Annotated in this window: 16 protein-coding genes; 13 read left to right on the top strand and 3 right to left on the bottom strand. The window is 59.5% G+C overall.

The annotated features are described in order from the left end of the window. Positions 1-136: 136 nt before the first annotated feature. From PFAS1_RS04790 to PFAS1_RS04770, 5 genes are all read left to right on the top strand, one after another. Positions 137-1045 (top strand): carbohydrate ABC transporter permease, encoded by a 909-nt coding sequence (locus tag PFAS1_RS04790; RefSeq protein ID WP_007902369.1) that lies wholly within the window; start codon positions 137-139, stop codon positions 1043-1045. Next, complete coding sequence (locus tag PFAS1_RS04785) at positions 1038-1883, top strand: carbohydrate ABC transporter permease (protein ID WP_007902370.1); 846 nt, start codon at positions 1038-1040, stop codon at positions 1881-1883. The genes PFAS1_RS04790 and PFAS1_RS04785 overlap by 8 nt, the downstream gene beginning before the upstream one ends. A 3-nt stretch (positions 1884-1886) precedes the next feature. Beyond that, positions 1887-3047, top strand: coding sequence for an ABC transporter ATP-binding protein (locus PFAS1_RS04780; RefSeq protein WP_074879386.1), 1161 nt, complete (start codon positions 1887-1889; stop codon positions 3045-3047). A 194-nt stretch (positions 3048-3241) separates the two neighbouring features. After that, entirely contained in the window at positions 3242-4588 is a 1347-nt protein-coding gene (locus tag PFAS1_RS04775) for a carbohydrate porin (RefSeq protein ID WP_076028380.1), read from the top strand. A gap of 311 nt (positions 4589-4899) precedes the next feature. Further along, the gene (locus PFAS1_RS04770) at positions 4900-5754 is read left to right on the top strand and encodes a D-hexose-6-phosphate mutarotase (protein WP_076028379.1); all 855 of its coding nucleotides are present in this window, start codon (positions 4900-4902) and stop codon (positions 5752-5754) included. 109 nt (positions 5755-5863) lie between these two features. Here the strand turns inward: PFAS1_RS04770 and PFAS1_RS04765 are convergent, their stop codons facing one another. After that, positions 5864-6724, bottom strand: a complete 861-nt coding sequence (locus PFAS1_RS04765) for a MurR/RpiR family transcriptional regulator (RefSeq protein ID WP_173667542.1) — start codon at positions 6722-6724, stop codon at positions 5864-5866. A 239-nt stretch (positions 6725-6963) separates the two neighbouring features. On the opposite strand from PFAS1_RS04765, the gene zwf reads away from it, so the two are divergent. The 4 genes from zwf to PFAS1_RS04745 all read left to right on the top strand — a co-directional run bounded on the left by zwf (position 6964) and on the right by PFAS1_RS04745 (position 10710). Further along, entirely contained in the window at positions 6964-8433 is a 1470-nt protein-coding gene (gene zwf, locus PFAS1_RS04760) for a glucose-6-phosphate dehydrogenase (protein WP_076028378.1), read from the top strand. Continuing rightward, on the top strand, positions 8420-9133 hold the full coding sequence (gene pgl / locus PFAS1_RS04755; protein ID WP_076028377.1) for a 6-phosphogluconolactonase: 714 nt from the start codon (positions 8420-8422) through the stop codon (positions 9131-9133). The genes zwf and pgl overlap by 14 nt, the downstream gene beginning before the upstream one ends. Before the next feature lie 17 nt (positions 9134-9150). Then, complete coding sequence (locus PFAS1_RS04750; RefSeq protein WP_076028376.1) at positions 9151-9816, top strand: bifunctional 4-hydroxy-2-oxoglutarate aldolase/2-dehydro-3-deoxy-phosphogluconate aldolase; 666 nt, start codon at positions 9151-9153, stop codon at positions 9814-9816. A 168-nt stretch (positions 9817-9984) separates the two neighbouring features. Next, entirely contained in the window at positions 9985-10710 is a 726-nt protein-coding gene (locus PFAS1_RS04745) for an intradiol ring-cleavage dioxygenase (protein ID WP_076028375.1), read from the top strand. 2 nt (positions 10711-10712) lie between these two features. On the opposite strand, the gene PFAS1_RS04740 is transcribed toward PFAS1_RS04745, so the two are convergent. Both PFAS1_RS04740 and PFAS1_RS04735 read right to left on the bottom strand, forming a co-directional pair. Further along, complete coding sequence (locus PFAS1_RS04740; RefSeq protein ID WP_076028374.1) at positions 10713-11894, bottom strand: aminotransferase class V-fold PLP-dependent enzyme; 1182 nt, start codon at positions 11892-11894, stop codon at positions 10713-10715. Positions 11895-11930: 36 nt separating this feature from the next. Beyond that, entirely contained in the window at positions 11931-12167 is a 237-nt protein-coding gene (locus PFAS1_RS04735) for a DUF3820 family protein (protein ID WP_007949456.1), read from the bottom strand. 203 nt (positions 12168-12370) lie between these two features. Here PFAS1_RS04735 and PFAS1_RS04730 point away from each other — a divergent pair, with 203 nt between their 5' ends. From PFAS1_RS04730 to PFAS1_RS04715, 4 genes are all read left to right on the top strand, one after another. Then, the gene (locus PFAS1_RS04730; protein WP_074879365.1) at positions 12371-12838 is read left to right on the top strand and encodes a ferritin-like domain-containing protein; all 468 of its coding nucleotides are present in this window, start codon (positions 12371-12373) and stop codon (positions 12836-12838) included. 161 nt (positions 12839-12999) lie between these two features. Beyond that, positions 13000-14988: an FUSC family protein gene (locus tag PFAS1_RS04725; RefSeq protein ID WP_076028373.1), complete on the top strand. Its 1989-nt coding sequence runs from the start codon at positions 13000-13002 to the stop codon at positions 14986-14988. Continuing rightward, complete coding sequence (locus PFAS1_RS04720) at positions 14975-15181, top strand: DUF1656 domain-containing protein (protein WP_008151119.1); 207 nt, start codon at positions 14975-14977, stop codon at positions 15179-15181. Before PFAS1_RS04725 ends, PFAS1_RS04720 begins: the two co-directional genes overlap by 14 nt. A gap of 10 nt (positions 15182-15191) precedes the next feature. After that, positions 15192-16055, top strand: a complete 864-nt coding sequence (locus tag PFAS1_RS04715) for an efflux RND transporter periplasmic adaptor subunit (RefSeq protein WP_074879359.1) — start codon at positions 15192-15194, stop codon at positions 16053-16055. Positions 16056-16125: the final 70 nt, after the last annotated feature.

The raw sequence follows: 16125 nt of genomic DNA, 5'->3' as shown, positions 1-16125 counted from the left end.
TGTGGGAGCGGGCTTGCTCGCGAATGCGGTCTGACATTCAACACGAATGTCGACTGATACACCGCCTTCGCGAGCAAGCCCGCTCCCACAAGGGATCGCCGTGCCGATTTCATTCCTCTTCACCTGGATTATCCCGATGAGCTCTGTGGCGGTTTTCAGCAAAGCCTCACCGTTCGACGCATTGCAGCGCTGGCTTCCCAAGCTGGTTTTGGCGCCAAGCATGCTGATCGTCCTGGTTGGTTTTTACGGTTACATCATCTGGACATTCGTTCTGTCCTTCACCAATTCGAGCTTCATGCCGAGCTACAAATGGGTCGGCCTGCAGCAATACATCCGCCTGATGGACAACGATCGCTGGTGGGTCGCGAGCAAAAACCTCGCGGTGTTCGGCGGCATGTTCATCGGCATCAGTCTGGTGCTCGGCGTGTTCCTCGCGGTGCTGCTGGATCAGCGCATTCGCAAGGAAGGCTTCATCCGCACCGTTTACCTGTACCCGATGGCGCTCTCGATGATCGTCACCGGTACCGCGTGGAAATGGCTGCTCAACCCAGGCCTGGGCCTGGACAAGATGCTGCGTGACTGGGGCTGGGAAGGCTTTCGTCTCGACTGGCTGGTGGATCAGGATCGCGTGGTGTATTGCCTGGTGATCGCCGCCGTATGGCAAGCCTCCGGGTTTGTGATGGCGATGTTCCTGGCCGGCCTGCGGGGTGTCGATCAATCGATCATCCGTGCCGCGCAAGTCGACGGAGCGAGCCTGCCGACCATCTACCTGAAGATCGTATTGCCGAGCCTGCGCCCGGTGTTCTTCAGCGCCTTCATGATCCTCGCGCACATCGCGATCAAGAGCTTCGACCTGGTGGCGGCCATGACCGCTGGCGGCCCGGGCTACTCGTCCGACCTGCCCGCGATGTTCATGTATTCCTTCACCTTCAGCCGTGGCCAGATGGGCATTGGTTCGGCGAGCGCCATGATGATGCTCGGCGCGATCCTGGCGATTCTGGTGCCGTACCTGTACTCCGAATTGCGAGGCAAACGCCATGAGTAATCAACTCGGAAAACCGGCGATCAGCTTCAGCCGCATCGCAATCTACGCCACGCTGTTGCTGGCCGCGGCGATCTACCTGATCCCGCTGGTGGTGATGCTGCTGACCAGTTTCAAATCCCCGGAAGACATCCGCACCGGCAACCTGCTGAGCTGGCCGCAAGTGATTGACGGCATCGGCTGGATCAAGGCCTGGGACAGTGTCGGCAGCTACTTCTGGAACTCGGTGAAAATCACCGTGCCGGCGGTTCTGATCTCCACGTTCATCGGTGCCATGAACGGTTATGTGCTGTCGATGTGGCGTTTCCGCGGTTCGCAACTGTTCTTCGGCCTGTTGTTGTTCGGCTGCTTCCTGCCGTTCCAGACCGTGCTCCTGCCAGCCTCGTTCACCCTCGGCAAGATCGGCCTGGCCAACACCACCACCGGCCTGGTGCTGGTGCATGTGGTTTACGGCCTGGCGTTCACCACGCTGTTCTTCCGCAACTACTACGTGAGCATTCCGGATGCGCTGGTCAAGGCGGCGCGGCTGGATGGCGCGGGCTTCTTCACGATTTTCTGGAAGATCCTGCTGCCGATGTCGATCCCGATCGTGATGGTCTGCCTGATCTGGCAGTTCACCCAGATCTGGAATGACTTCCTGTTTGGCGTGGTCTTCGCCAGTGGCGATGCACAGCCGATTACCGTGGCCCTGAACAACCTGGTCAACACCAGCACCGGGGCCAAGGAATACAACGTTGATATGGCCGCCGCGATGATCGCCGGGCTGCCGACACTGCTGGTCTACATATTCGCTGGCAAGTATTTCCTGCGTGGGCTGACGTCCGGCGCGGTCAAGGGGTAGAACATGGCAACTCTCGAATTACGCAACGTCAACAAGACCTACGGTGCCGGTTTGCCGGACACCCTGAAAAATATCGAACTGAAGATCAATGACGGTGAGTTCCTGATCCTGGTCGGTCCATCGGGCTGTGGTAAGTCCACGCTGATGAACTGCATCGCCGGTCTGGAAAACATCAGCGGCGGCGCGATCCTGGTGGACGACGCCGACATCAGCGGCATGAGCCCCAAAGATCGCGACATCGCCATGGTGTTCCAGTCCTACGCGCTGTACCCGACGATGAGCGTGCGCGACAACATCGCGTTCGGCTTGAAGATTCGCAAAATGCCCGCCGCCGAAATCGACGAAGAAGTCGCTCGTGTGGCCAAGCTGTTGCAGATCGAACATTTGCTCGCCCGCAAACCCGGCCAGCTCTCCGGTGGTCAGCAACAGCGCGTGGCAATGGGCCGGGCGCTGGCGCGGCGGCCGAAGATTTACCTGTTCGACGAACCGCTGTCCAACCTCGACGCCAAGCTGCGCGTCGAGATGCGCACCGAAATGAAACTGATGCACCAGCGCCTGAAAACCACCACGGTCTACGTGACCCACGACCAGATCGAAGCCATGACCCTGGGCGACAAAGTGGCGGTGATGAAGGACGGGATCATCCAGCAGTTCGGCACGCCCAAAGACATCTACAACAACCCGGCCAACCTGTTCGTGGCGAGCTTCATCGGTTCGCCGCCGATGAACTTCATCCCCCTGCGCTTGCAGCGCAAGGAAGGTCGTCTGGTGGCGCTGCTCGACAGCGGTCAGGCGCGCTGCGAATTGCCGCTGGGCATGCAGGACGCCGGGCTCGAAGACCGTGAAGTGATCCTCGGCATGCGCCCGGAGCAGATCGTTTTGGCCGGCAGCGAGCCCAATGGTTTGCCGACCATTCGTGCCGAAGTCCAGGTCACCGAGCCAACCGGTCCCGACACCCTGGTGTTCGTCAATCTTAACGACACCAAAGTCTGCTGCCGTCTGGCGCCGGACGTTGCTCCGGCCGTGGGCGAGACCCTGACCCTGCAATTCGATCCATCGAAAGTGCTGTTGTTCGATGCCAAGACCGGTGAACGCCTGGGGGTGGCCGGCCTGCCAAAAACCGAAGCTCACAGCGCCAACGTAGCCCAGTTCAAAGGCAGATAAAGATCAAAAAATGTGGGAGCGGGCTTGCTCGCGAAGGCGGTGTATCAGTCGACATTCCTGTTGAATGTCAGACCGCATTCGCGAGCAAGCCCGCTCCCACAGGGGGATATGCGGTGGGCGGCCTGTCGCTCTTCGCAACCGATGTCACCGCGTTAGATAAAAACAGTTAATAACAATAAAACGAGGATGTAGGGATGAAGAAGAACAACAACGCTCAGCTTATCTGCCAGTTGTCAGCCGTTGCGGCAATGATGTTGGCCGGCAGCGTACATGCGGCTGACGCGTTCAGCGCCGATTCCGAATGGATGACCGGTGATTGGGGTGGCGAGCGGACCAGGCTGATCGAGCAGGGTATCGACATCAAGATGGACTACGTCGGTGAAGTGGGCGCCAACCTCCACGGCGGCTACAACGACGACAAGACGGCGCGTTACGCCGACCAGTTTGGTCTGGGCGTGGCGCTGGACCTGCAAAAACTGTGGGGCTGGGATAACACCCAGGCCAAGATCCAGCTCACCAACCGTAACGGTGAGAACATTTCCAATGACCGCGTCGGCGACCCGCGTGCCGGCACCTTGAGTTCGTCCCAGGAAGTCTACGGCCGCGGCCATATGGTCCGCCTGACCCAACTGTGGATCAAACACCAGTTCCTCGACGGCAAACTGGACGTCAAGGCCGGTTACTTCGGCGAAGGCGAAGACTTCAACACCTTCCCGTGCGAATTCCAGAACCTGGCGTTCTGCGGTTCCCAGGCGGGTAACTGGGCAACCAACATCTGGTACAACTGGCCGGTCATGCAGGCTGCGGTCCGCGTGAAGTACAACATCTCGCCTGAGTTCTATGCGCAGATCGGCGCGTACAACCAGAACCCGTCGCAACTGGAGCATGGTAACGGCTTCAAGCTGAGCGGCAGTGGTACCGAGGGCACCGTCTTGCCGGTCGAACTGGTCTGGTTGCCGAACCCTGGCAACCTGCCGGGCGAATACCGTGTCGGTTACTACAAAAGCACGGCCAACGCCGATGACGTCCGCAAGGATGCCGACGGCAATGACGCAGCCACCAGCGGTAATGCCTATCGCAGCCACGATAGCAAACACGGCTACTGGTTCGTGGCGCAGCAACAACTCACCAGCCACAACGGTGACGCGTCCCGCGGTCTGAACATCGCAGCCAACGCCACTTTCCACGACAAGGACACCAACTTCGTCGACAACTATCAGTCGCTGATGTTTGTGTACAAAGGCCCGTTCGATGCACGTCCGAAAGATGACATGGGTATCGGTTTCGCCCGTATCCATGTCAACGATGACGTGAAGAAAAACGCCGAACTGGTCAACGCCGCCAATGGAGTCACCAACTACGAGGATCCGCTGTTCTCGCCGCTGCGTAGCACCGAGTACAACTACGAGATCAACTACGGCTTCCACGTTACCAACTGGCTTACCGTGCGTCCTAACCTGCAATACATCACTCACCCGGGTGGTGTTGATGAAGTCGACAACGCGCTGGTCGCCGGCCTGAAAATTCAGTCGGTGTTCTAACGCTGTTGCGATAAGCTCCTCTCTATGTGCGCATTTTTGCGGACAGCCATGGCTGTCCGTTTTTTTTTTTTGCTGATCCGCCAGGCGGCTGACGAAAGCATCGTGGCGAGGGAGCTTGCTCCCGCTCGGCTGCGAAGCAGTCGTAAACGCGGCGAATGCGGTTTGCCTGAAGCACCGCAGTGAATGGTTTTAGGGCAGCTTCGCAGCCCAGCGGGAGCAAGCTCCCTCGCCACAGAGACATTCACTGGCTACAAAAGCGCTGTTGTTTTCAGAGATGGTGAGTACACCCATGATTTTCAGGACCGTGGCACATGCATGAGCATCCGCTACAACGCTTCTTCAAATCCTTGCGCGAACGTCCGGTGTTTGCGTGGGAGCGCTATCAGAAGCGCGACGTGCTGGTGATCGACCATTCGCTGTGTCAGGCGGTGTTCAGTCGCCAGGGTGCGCAGTTGCTGCACTTCCAGCCAAAGGGCCAGAAACCCTGGCTCTGGTGCGCGGCGAAGTGGCCGCAGGTGGGTGCGATTCGTGGTGGCGTTCCGGTGTGCTGGCCGTGGTATGGCCGTCATCCGAGCGAAAACGCCTGGCCTTCCCATGGCTGGGCACGGTTGATCGACTGGAAGCTGCTGGACAGCAGCACCGATGACGACGGCGTGCGCTTGCACTGGCAACTTCAGTTGTGCGACTGGCAAGTGGACCTGCACGCGCATTTGGGCGAACGCATGGATTTGCGCCTGAGCACCGAGCATCAGGACAGCCTGCCGTGCCAATTGAGTCAGGCGTTGCATGCGTATTGGCGTATTGGCGACGTCGGTGAGGTAGCGCTGTCTGGCCTCGACGGGGCCCAGGGTTACGACCAGTTGAATCGGCAGATTTGTCATCAGGAAGGCGAATTGCGGGTAGAGGGTGGCTGTCAGCGTGTGTTCCAGCATGACGGCGAATTACAGCTCAAGGACCACGCCTGGCAGCGCGAGTTGTGCATCGATACCGGCAACAGTGCGGACACGGTGGTTTGGCATCCGGGCTCGCGACCGTTGCTGGGCGTGAGCTGGAATGAGATTTCCGAGTTTGTGTGCGTTGAAGCGGCGAGTGGCGGGACCGATAGCCTGAGCCTGGCGCCGGGGGAGAGGGCGCATTTGAGTTTGCAGGCGCGGGTTGGGGCGTGATGATCGTTCCCACGCTCTGCGTGGGAATGCATCCCGTGACGCTCCGCGTCACTGGACGCGGAGCGTCCCTAGAGGCATTCCCACGCAGAGCGTGGGAACGATCAGTGAGCTAGTTGAATTCATCCCCAATCGGATACCGACTCGCATTCAGGCTTTCCTTGATCTTGCGCAAATGCGGCTGGAAATCCACGCCTCGGCGCAAGGTCATGCCGGTGGCGAGCACGTCCAGCACGGTCAGCTGAATGATCCGCGACGTCATCGGCATATAGATGTCGGTGTCTTCCGGCAGCGGAATATTCAGGCTCAGCGTGCTGGCCTTGGCCAGTGGCGAACCCTCGGCCGTCAGGCCCAATACCGAAGCACCGTTTTCCCGGGCAATTCGCGCCACTTCCACCAGTTCACGGGTGCGGCCGGTGTAGGAAATGATCACGAACAACTCGCCGGTGTGCGCCACCGACGCAATCATGCGCTGCATCAGCACGTCTGCGTGGGCGGTAACCGCCAGGTTGAAGCGGAAGAACTTGTGCTGCGCATCCAGCGCCACCGGGGCCGAGGCACCGAGGCCGAAGAAGTGGATCTGCCGGGCCTGGATCAACAGGTCGACGGCGCGGCTGATCAGGTTCGGGTCAAGCGCCTGCAACGCACTGTCCAGCGAGGCGATGGCGCTGCCGAAAATCTTTTTGGTGTACGCCTCGGGATTGTCGTCGGCCTCCACCGCACGGCTGACATACGCCGCGCCACTGGCCAGGCTCTGGGCCAATTGCAGCTTGAGTTCCGGGTAGCCGCTGACGCCAAACGAACGGCAGAAACGGTTGACCGTCGGCTCGCTGACCTTTGAGGCCTGGGCGAGGGCGGCGATGCTGAACCGGGTGGCCTGCTCTGGGTTGAGCAGGATGACTTCGGCGACTTTGCGTTCTGCCTTGTTCAGGTCTTCAAGGCGATTCTGGATCTGTTCCAGTAAATTTCGCACGCGGTCCATATATGTTCCTTAGCTCCGCAAACATGAGAGCAATGCAAATAAGGGCCCCGGCTATGCAAATTGGGACTTTGATCGGGCCCGTAACGGTGGCCTATCCTACTGATGGCTCCGACCGTCCACCACTCGGAATCTGTATTTTGCGAAAATGTTGTGGTTATTACTACATTTTCCCTTGAGTGATGCCTTGAAAAAAGGTATTTGTAGCTTAACTTGATAAAAGAACAAACATCATGCCTTCGATTACGGTTGAACCGTGCACCTTTGCCTTGTTTGGCGCTCTCGGCGATCTAGCCCTGCGCAAGCTGTTTCCTGCCCTTTATCAGCTCGATGGCGCAGGCCTCTTGCATGAGGACACGCGAATTATCGCGCTGGCCCGTGAGCCGGGCAGCGAGCAGCAGCATTTGGCGTTCATCGCCTCCGAGCTGCGCCGCTACGTCAGCGCCAAAGAGCTGGACGAGGCCGTGGTCGAACGCTTCCTGGCCCGCCTGAGTTACCTGCACGTCGACTTCCTCAAGGCTGACGATTACGTCGCCCTAGCCGAGATGGCTGGCAGCGCCCAACGGGTGATTGCCTACTTCGCGACACCGGCCGCCGTTTATGGCGCGATCTGCGAGAACCTGTCGAAGGTCGGCCTGACCGAAAACACCCGCGTGGTGCTGGAAAAACCCATCGGTTCGGACCTGGAATCCTCGCGCAAGGTCAACGACGCCGTGGCACAGTTCTTCCCGGAGAACCGCACCTACCGCATCGACCACTACCTGGGCAAAGAAACCGTCCAGAACCTGATCGCCCTGCGTTTCGCCAACAGCCTGTTCGAAACCCAGTGGAACCAAAATTACATCTCCCACGTGGAAATCACCGTGGCGGAGAAGGTCGGGATCGAAGGTCGCTGGGGTTACTTCGACAAGGCCGGCCAGCTGCGGGACATGATCCAGAATCACCTGCTGCAACTGCTCTGCCTGATCGCCATGGACCCGCCGGCCGACCTGTCCGCCGACAGCATCCGCGACGAGAAAGTCAAAGTGCTCAAGGCGCTGGCGCCGATCAGCCCGGAAGGCCTGACCACTCAGGTCGTGCGCGGTCAGTACATCGCCGGTCACAGCGAAGGCAAATCGGTTCCCGGTTACCTGGAAGAGCCGAACTCCAACACCCAGAGCGACACCGAGACTTTCGTTGCGTTGCGTGCCGATATCCGTAACTGGCGTTGGGCCGGTGTGCCGTTTTACCTGCGTACCGGCAAGCGCATGCCGCAGAAGCTGTCGCAGATCGTCATCCACTTCAAGGAACCGTCGCACTACATTTTTGCCCCCGAGCAGCGTCTGCAAATCAGCAACAAGCTGATTATCCGCCTGCAACCGGACGAAGGCATTTCCTTGCGCGTGATGACCAAAGAACAAGGCCTGGACAAGGGCATGCAGCTGCGCAGCGGTCCGTTGCAGCTGAATTTTTCCGACACCTGGCGTAGCGCACGGATTCCCGATGCCTACGAGCGGTTGTTGCTGGAAGTGATGCGCGGCAATCAGAACCTGTTTGTCCGTAAAGATGAAATCGAAGCCGCGTGGAAGTGGTGTGACCAGTTGATCGCCGGGTGGAAAAAATCCGGTGATGCGCCCAAGCCGTACGCGGCCGGGTCCTGGGGACCGATGAGCTCCATTGCTCTGATCACGCGGGATGGGAGGTCGTGGTATGGCGATATCTGAATTGAAACTGCCTCAGGGCGTCAGCGCCCATAAGTTCAAAAGCCCGGTGTTGCTGGCCGAAGGCCTGGCGCTGAATGTGGCCAAGCAACTGAGTGACGCAATCGATGCGCGCGGCACCGCGACCCTGGTGGTTTCCGGTGGACGCAGTCCGGTGGCGTTTTTCCAGCACCTGGCCAAGCAGACGCTGGACTGGTCCAAGGTTGTCGTCACCCTGGCCGACGAGCGCTGGGTACCGGTTGAACACGCCGACAGCAATGCCGGTCTGCTCAAGCGTTATCTGCTGCAAGGCCCGGCGGCCAAGGCTCAGTTCCTGAGTCTGTACAGCGCCACGGCCAACCTTGAACAGGCGGCCGAGCAGGCGGATCGTTTGCTCGCGGAATTGCCGCCGATCGACGTGCTGATACTCGGCATGGGCGACGACGGTCACACCGCCTCGCTGTTCCCGAACAGCCCGAACCTGGCCGACGCCTTGAAAGTCGACGGCGCACGTCGTTGCTACCCGATGCTGGCGCCGACCGTGCCGCATCAGCGCTTGACCATGAGCCGTGCGCTGCTGGCTTCGGCCAAGCACACCGTTCTATCGATTTCCGGTCAGTCCAAGCTGACCACCCTGAGTGCCGCATTGGCCGGTGACGATGTTGCCGCCATGCCGATTCGCGCGTTTCTGCAACCTATGTTAGAGATTTACTGGTGCCCATGAGCCAAGGAACAGCCGCTATGACAACCCCATCCCCGACCGTTTCCATGGCGGACAAAGTTGCCCTGATCGACAGTCTCTGCGCCAAGGCGCGGATCCTGCCGGTGATTACCATCGCTCGCGAGCAAGACATCCTGCCGCTGGCCGACGCCCTCGCGGCCGGTGGCCTGACGGCCCTGGAAGTGACCTTGCGTTCACAGTTCGGCCTCAAGGCAATCCAGATTCTGCGTGAGCAGCGTCCGGAACTGGTGACCGGTGCCGGCACTGTGCTGGATCGCCATATGCTGGCGGCTGCCGAAGCGGCCGGTTCGCAGTTTATCGTCACGCCGGGCATCACCCGTGACCTGCTCGAAGCCAGCGTCAACAGCCCGATTCCGCTGTTGCCGGGCATCAGCAACGCCTCCGGCATCATGGAAGGCTACGGCCTGGGTTATCGCCGCTTCAAGCTGTTCCCGGCAGAAGTCAGCGGCGGCGTCGCGGCTATCAAAGCCCTCGGCGGCCCGTTTGGCGAAGTGAAATTCTGCCCGACTGGCGGTGTCAGCCCGGCCAACATCAAGAGCTACATGGCGTTGAAAAACGTGATGTGCGTGGGCGGTAGCTGGATGCTTGATCCGGAGTGGATCAAGAACGGCGACTGGGCCCGCATTCAGGAATGCACCGCCGAGGCACTGGCGCTGCTGGACTGATCGGCTTTTACCAAACACTTCGTTGTGTGTTCTACGGCTTTACGGTGCGCTTGGTCGGTGCACCGTTTTTTTTTGCCCGGTGAAAACCGTACGGTGCGATAAATAATTACCGCACATAGGGTTTCGTCCCGCCCTAACCTGCGTTCATCTTATGGAAGAGAGAGCGTCATGGAAGACAACACTCCGGTTTCACCAGAACCCGCGGTTTACCTGCTGTCACCCGAACAGATCGCCGGTCCTTATTTCCGCAATGCGAAACTGATCAGACGAAACATCAGCGAAGGGATGGATGGCATTCCCTTGGTGCTGAGGCTGACGATCGTCGATGCCATGACCGGTCAACCGGTGACTGACGCGCTGGTGGATATCTGGCATTGCAACGCACGCGGGGCGTATTCGGGCTGGAGCAAGGTCAATCCAGACACGGAAATCGACGTCGACGACATAGGCTCAATCCCGCGAACCGACGACGACACTTACCTGCGAGGCGGGCAATTTACCGACAAGAACGGCATCGTGCGGTTTACCACAATCTATCCGGGGTTCTACGCCGGCCGTGCGCTGCACATCCACGTGGTGGTACGCATTATGGAAGGCAGCAACTACCTGGAAGAGCGGCATGTCGCCTGGGTTGGTCAGCTCTACTTTCCCGAAGTGGCCTCGCGCTCGGTACTCAACGCCAAGGAGTACCGCGGTCGAGCCGTTTCGCCACTGACCAACGACCAAGACTTTTTCTATGAAAACATGGGCGGCGAAGCGTCGACCTTGAACGTTCACACCCTGAGTCGAGATTCGAACAAAGACGGCTACTTCGGGCACACGACCATCGGCATCGACACCTTCGCGGTATCGACGCAGATCAAGCCCGAGGACTTCGACAAACATACCGTGTGACGTCAGCGCAGTTCGGTCAGCGCCCGGGCCAGCAAATCCATGTCTGCAGCCGTGGTGGTAAGCCCCGGGGTTATGCGAATGCACGGACCGCTCGCGGCACCACTGCGCGCCACGGTAAACAGGTTGAAGTCCTTGAGCAGCCGCTCGACCATTACCTGTTGATCGGCATGCCGGGTAAAGCGCATTGAAGTGATGCCGCAATACAGTCGCGGGTCGTCCGGGGTCATGACTTCGATCCCCGGCAACTCGCGCACCGCGCTCACCCAGCGGTTGCGCAGGTAATTGAGCCGAGCGCCTTTTGCGGCGGAACCGCCCATGGCCTGATGCTCCTCGAACACCAGCGGCAGGGTCAGCAGCGCCGGGATGTTGGGCGTGCTGTACGGCGTGCGGGCGCGAATGTCGGTGACCGGGAAATGCATCTCGCCCATGTCCGGGTCGATGTCGGCCAGGCGTTCCGGGGCAATGTAAATGAAGCCCAGGGTCAGCGGCGCACCGATCCATTTGTGCAGGTTGAAACCGGCGAACGCGATGCCGAGATCGTCAAGATTGAACTGGAGCTGGCCGAGTGCATGGGCACCGTCAAGGATCACGTCGATACCGTGTTCTTTGGCGGCGGCGGCAATCGCCTGCACCGGCATCACCAGCCCGGTACGGTGAGTGACGTGAGTCAGGGCCATCAGTTTGAGTCGCGGATAACGCACGAAGGCTTCGCGGTAAGTGGCCAGCAAGCTGTCGAAACTGGCGGGGTGCGAGTGTTCGATTTCGATCACTTCGACACCGCGATGACGAGCCAGCCAGCGCATGGCCCCTTTGACCGTGTCGTATTCCAGATCGCCTATCAGCACCTGATCGCCCGGGCTCAGACGGTTGTAGTTGCGGATCAGCGATTGCAGACCGTCCGAAGCGTTGCGGGTGAGGGCGACGGTGTCGGCGGGTACGCCCACCAGATCGGCGAGCTGTGCTCGGATCTCAAGGCTTTCGCCCTGTTCGAAGCGTTGTCGCACATACACCGAGTTGCTGCGATTGATCAGTTCGATGTTGCGCTGGTATTCCTCGACCACCGTGCGCGACATGCGCCCGAAGTACCCGTTTTCGAGGTTGACCGGGCCGGGTTCAACCGCGTATCGGTCGGCAAAGGTTCGCCAGAAGGCTTCATCACGGGCGCGGCGAGTGTTATCGGGCATGGGCTACTCAATCAGGGGCCAGGTCTGGGTGTCGGGTCAATGGCGAGGGGCGGGTTTGCCATGTTTGGCGCGCAGCGGCTCGAGCAACTCCGACAGACCGTTATGATCGATTTCTTGCATCAAGGCCAGCAAACCGCCGAGTTCACCATGGGGGAAACCTTCGCGAGCGAACCAGTTCAGGTATTGGCCCGGGAGGTCGGCAATGATCCGGCCCTTGTATTTGCCGAAGGGCATTTCACGGGTAATCAACAGTTCGAGTTTTTCAGGATTCATCAAAAAGTCGTCTTGATTAAAACAGTCTGGAAAATACAGGCATTCTGCATGCAGGCCAAATGACAGATCATGCAAAAAAAGCGGATAACGATCTGGCATAAAAAGATAAGTGTTTGAAATATAAGTAATAAGTGATCAATTCAAAGCTGGCATGCAGGGTGCAACAGCTATTGCATCTCTCATCAACCCGCGAGGAACTGAAAATGACCGACATGAATAAAGAAGCCATATCTGTACTCAACGACCTGATTGAAACCTGCAAAGACGGTCAGGAAGGGTTCAAGACTTGCGCTGAAGACATCAAACACCCAGAGCTGAAAACCCTGTTCATGCAGCGTTCCGCCGACTGCGCCACTGCGGCTTCCGAACTGCAAGCCCAGGTACGTTCGCTAGGCGGCGATCCGGAAACGTCCACCAGCGTCAGTGGTGATATGCACCGTCGCTGGGTCGACGTGAAAGCGATGTTCACCGGCAAAGATGAAGAAGCCGTGCTGAACGAAGCCGAACGGGGTGAAGACCATGCACTGAAGGCTTACAAAGAAGCTATCGAAAAAATCAACAAATACAACCTGGTGGGCATTCGTGACCTGGTTGAACGTCAGTACCACGGCGTGCAACGCAATCACGATCAGGTAAAAGCCCTGCGTAACCAGGCGCGCGCACGCTCGTAAGCGATCGTTGCCTGTCAAAAACGCCAGCCAGTCTGGCGTTTTTTTTGTGTCCGGGAATTAGCACTGGACGCGTGTTAGTTAGCTAGCTAATAATTTGTTTATCAAGTGACTGAACCCGATCCCGACTATCGTTAAATCGCCTTTTTCCAAGAGTTCTTTACGTGCCTATCACCTTGCAGGCTCTGTTCGCGCCTGACCGCCGCGCCTTACAGTTCGCGATCAAAACCTTGATTGGCGGCGGCCTGGCGCTGTGGCTGGCATTACGCTGGGGTCTGGAGCAACCGGCCTGGGCATTGATGACAGCATTCATCGTCGCCCAGCCCTTGTCCGGGATGGTGGTGCAGAAGGGCCTGGCTCGGTTGTTGGGGACCCTGGTCGGGACGATCATGTCCGTGGTGTTCATGGGGTTGTTTGCCCAGACGCCTTGGCTGTTTTTGTTGGCCTTGGCGTTATGGCTGGGGCTGTGTACGGCCAGTTCGACCTTGCTGCGCAGCGCCTGGTCCTATTCGTTCGTGCTGGCCGGTTACACAGTGGCGATCATCGCGTTGCCGGCCATTACTCATCCGCTGACGGTGTTCGATCAAGCCGTGGCTCGCTGTACGGAAATCTGCCTGGGCATTCTTTGCGCCACCGCCGCCAGTGCGCTGCTCTGGCCGATGCGGGTCGAACGGCAACTGGCGGATCAGGCGCGGGCAGCGTGGCAAAGCGGTATGAACGCCGCGCGTGCAACCCTGGCCGGTGATGGTCAGGCGCGTAAAGGCCTGCTGGAAATCCTCGGCAGGATCGTCGCCGTCGACGCCCAGCGCGAGCATGCCTGGTTTGAAGGAAGCCTGGGCCGCCAACGAGCGCGGGCGATCAGCGGCTTGAGCCAAAAACTGTTGATGCTGCTGCGTATCGCCCGTTCGGTGCGCCGTCAGTGGAAGCAATTGGAGCCTCAGGAAGCCGAGCAACTGTTGCCCTGGATGACTGAGGTTCAAGAGGCGCTCGACAGCCCGGATACCGCGACCCTGCAAGCGCTGCGTCCGAAGTTGCTCGACGCTTCCCACGACCCGCACATCAGTTCTGCGCAGAGTTACTGCCTGGCTCGTTTCACCTTGTTGCTCGATACCGCGATGGCGGCCAGCGCTGCGTTGAACGCCGTCGAGGAGGGCAAGGAAGCGGACGATCCACCGAGAACCCTGGCACCACACCGCGATCTGTCATTGGCGCTGATGTTCGGTGCCCGAAGTGCCTTGGCCTTTCTGGTGGTCTCGTGCTTCTGGTTGGCGACCGCCTGGCCCGCGGCCTCCGGCGCGCTGCTGTTGACGTGCGTGGTGTGTAGCCTGTTTGCCAGCCGCGAAAATGGCGCGCAGATAGGCATGAGTTTTATGCGCGGGATCTTCCTGGCGATTCCGGCCGCGTTTATCGTCGGGCAGATTCTGTTGCCGCAATGGAGTGGTTTTGCCTTGCTGTGCATGGGCATGGGCGTGCCGTTGTTCCTCGGCGCGCTGGGCATGGCCAAACCGCAGATCGGTGCGACGGCCACCTCATTTTGTTTGCACTTCATCGTGCTGGTCTCGCCGCTCAATGCGATGAACTACGATGTCGCGACGTTCTTCAATAGCGCTCAATCCATCGTGATCGGCGTGGGTGCCGCCGTGCTGGCATTCCATCTGTTGATCCTGCGCGATCCGACATGGCATGGCCGGCGTTTGCTGGCGGCGACTCTTGCCGATCTGGTGCGCCTGACCCGGCGCAATCTGCGCGGTGCCGAAAGCTGGTTTGGCGGGCGCATGGCCGACCGTTTGCTGCAATTGGCGCGGCACTATCCCGAGCTGCCGGAGCCGTCGCGCAGTCGCTGGGACGATGGTTTGCTCGGCCTGGACATCGGCGACGAATTGCTGCATTTGCGTTTGAGCCTGGCGGTGGCGCAGGCACCGGTCAGCGCGCCTCAGCGGCGTTATCTCGAACAGCTGGAAAAAATCCTCGAGCAAGGCCCGGCCGGCAGTCGCGCCGAAGCGTTGGCGCAACCGAGCGAAGAATTCTTGAAGACCTTGTACGCGTTGCCCCCCAGCGATGCGGTGAAACTGGCCCAAGGCGCGGTGTTGCAATTGCAAAGCAGCTGGCGCGCCTGGTGCCGTCAACAGGAGCAAAGCCATGGGCTTGCGTGAGTGGTCGGTGGGTGGCGTGCTGCTCAGTCCGTTTCTGATTTATGTGCTGCTGGCGCTGCTCGTCACCGGAGCCTTGCGCATGCTCTTGCGCCTGACGCCGGTGGGCCGCTGGATCTGGCACGAAGCATTGTTTGATTGCGCCTTGTACGTCTGTGTATTGACCTTGATCACTGTCGTCCTCGGACCTTTATAAGGAGTTGAAAATGCGCACACCGATACGTGTCGCGGTGACCTTGTGCCTGGTGGCGGCGGCGATTTTTGCCGGCTTCCATTTGTGGCAGTACTACATGCTCACGCCTTGGACCCGGGATGCGCGGATCCGCGCCGACGTGGTGGTGATCGCGCCGGATGTCTCGGGCTGGGTGCGTGAGCTCAAGGCTTTTGATAACCAGCAGGTCAAGGCCGGCGATTTGTTGCTGAGCATCGACCGCGATCGTTTCGAAGCGGCGCTGGAGAAAGCCCAGGCGGTGGTGCAGACCCGCCAGCAGCAACTCAATCTGCGCGAACACGAAGCCAGCCGCCGAGCGGCCCTCGGTCCGCAGGCGATCAGTGCCGAGCTGCGCGAGAACGCGCAAATCAATGCCGGCATTGCCCGTGGCGAACTGCGTGAAGCCCAGGCCGAAGCCAAGGTTGCACAACTCAACCTCACGCGCAGTCAGGTCCATGCGCCCCGCAATGGCCACATCACCAACCTGCGCCTGGCCGAAGGCAACTACGTGAATGCCGGGCAATCGGTGATGGCGTTGATCGACGACTCGACTTTCTATGTGCAAGCGTATTTCGAGGAAACCAAACTGCCGCGGATTCGTGTGGGCGATCCGGTGAAGATCTGGTTGATGAGCGCGGGGGAGGGGTTGCAAGGGCATGTGGAAAGCATCAGTCGCGGGATTACCGATCGCAACACCACGCCGGACGGGCAGTTGCTGGCCGAGGTCGAACCGACGTTTAACTGGGTCAGGCTGGCGCAGCGGATTCCGGTGCGGATCAAGATTGATAAGTTACCGGAAGGGATGAATCTGAGTTCGGGGATGACGGCGAGCGTGCAGGTGCAGGAGGGTAACCGCTGATCGTTCCCGCGCTCTGCGTGGGAATGCCTCAACGGACGCTCTGCGTTCGGCTGTTGATGGGACGCGGAGC

Origin of the sequence: Pseudomonas frederiksbergensis (genome assembly GCF_001952935.1) — a bacterium.
Lineage (GTDB): Bacteria > Pseudomonadota > Gammaproteobacteria > Pseudomonadales > Pseudomonadaceae > Aquipseudomonas > Aquipseudomonas frederiksbergensis.
This window is presented reverse-complemented; position numbering and strand designations above follow the sequence as displayed.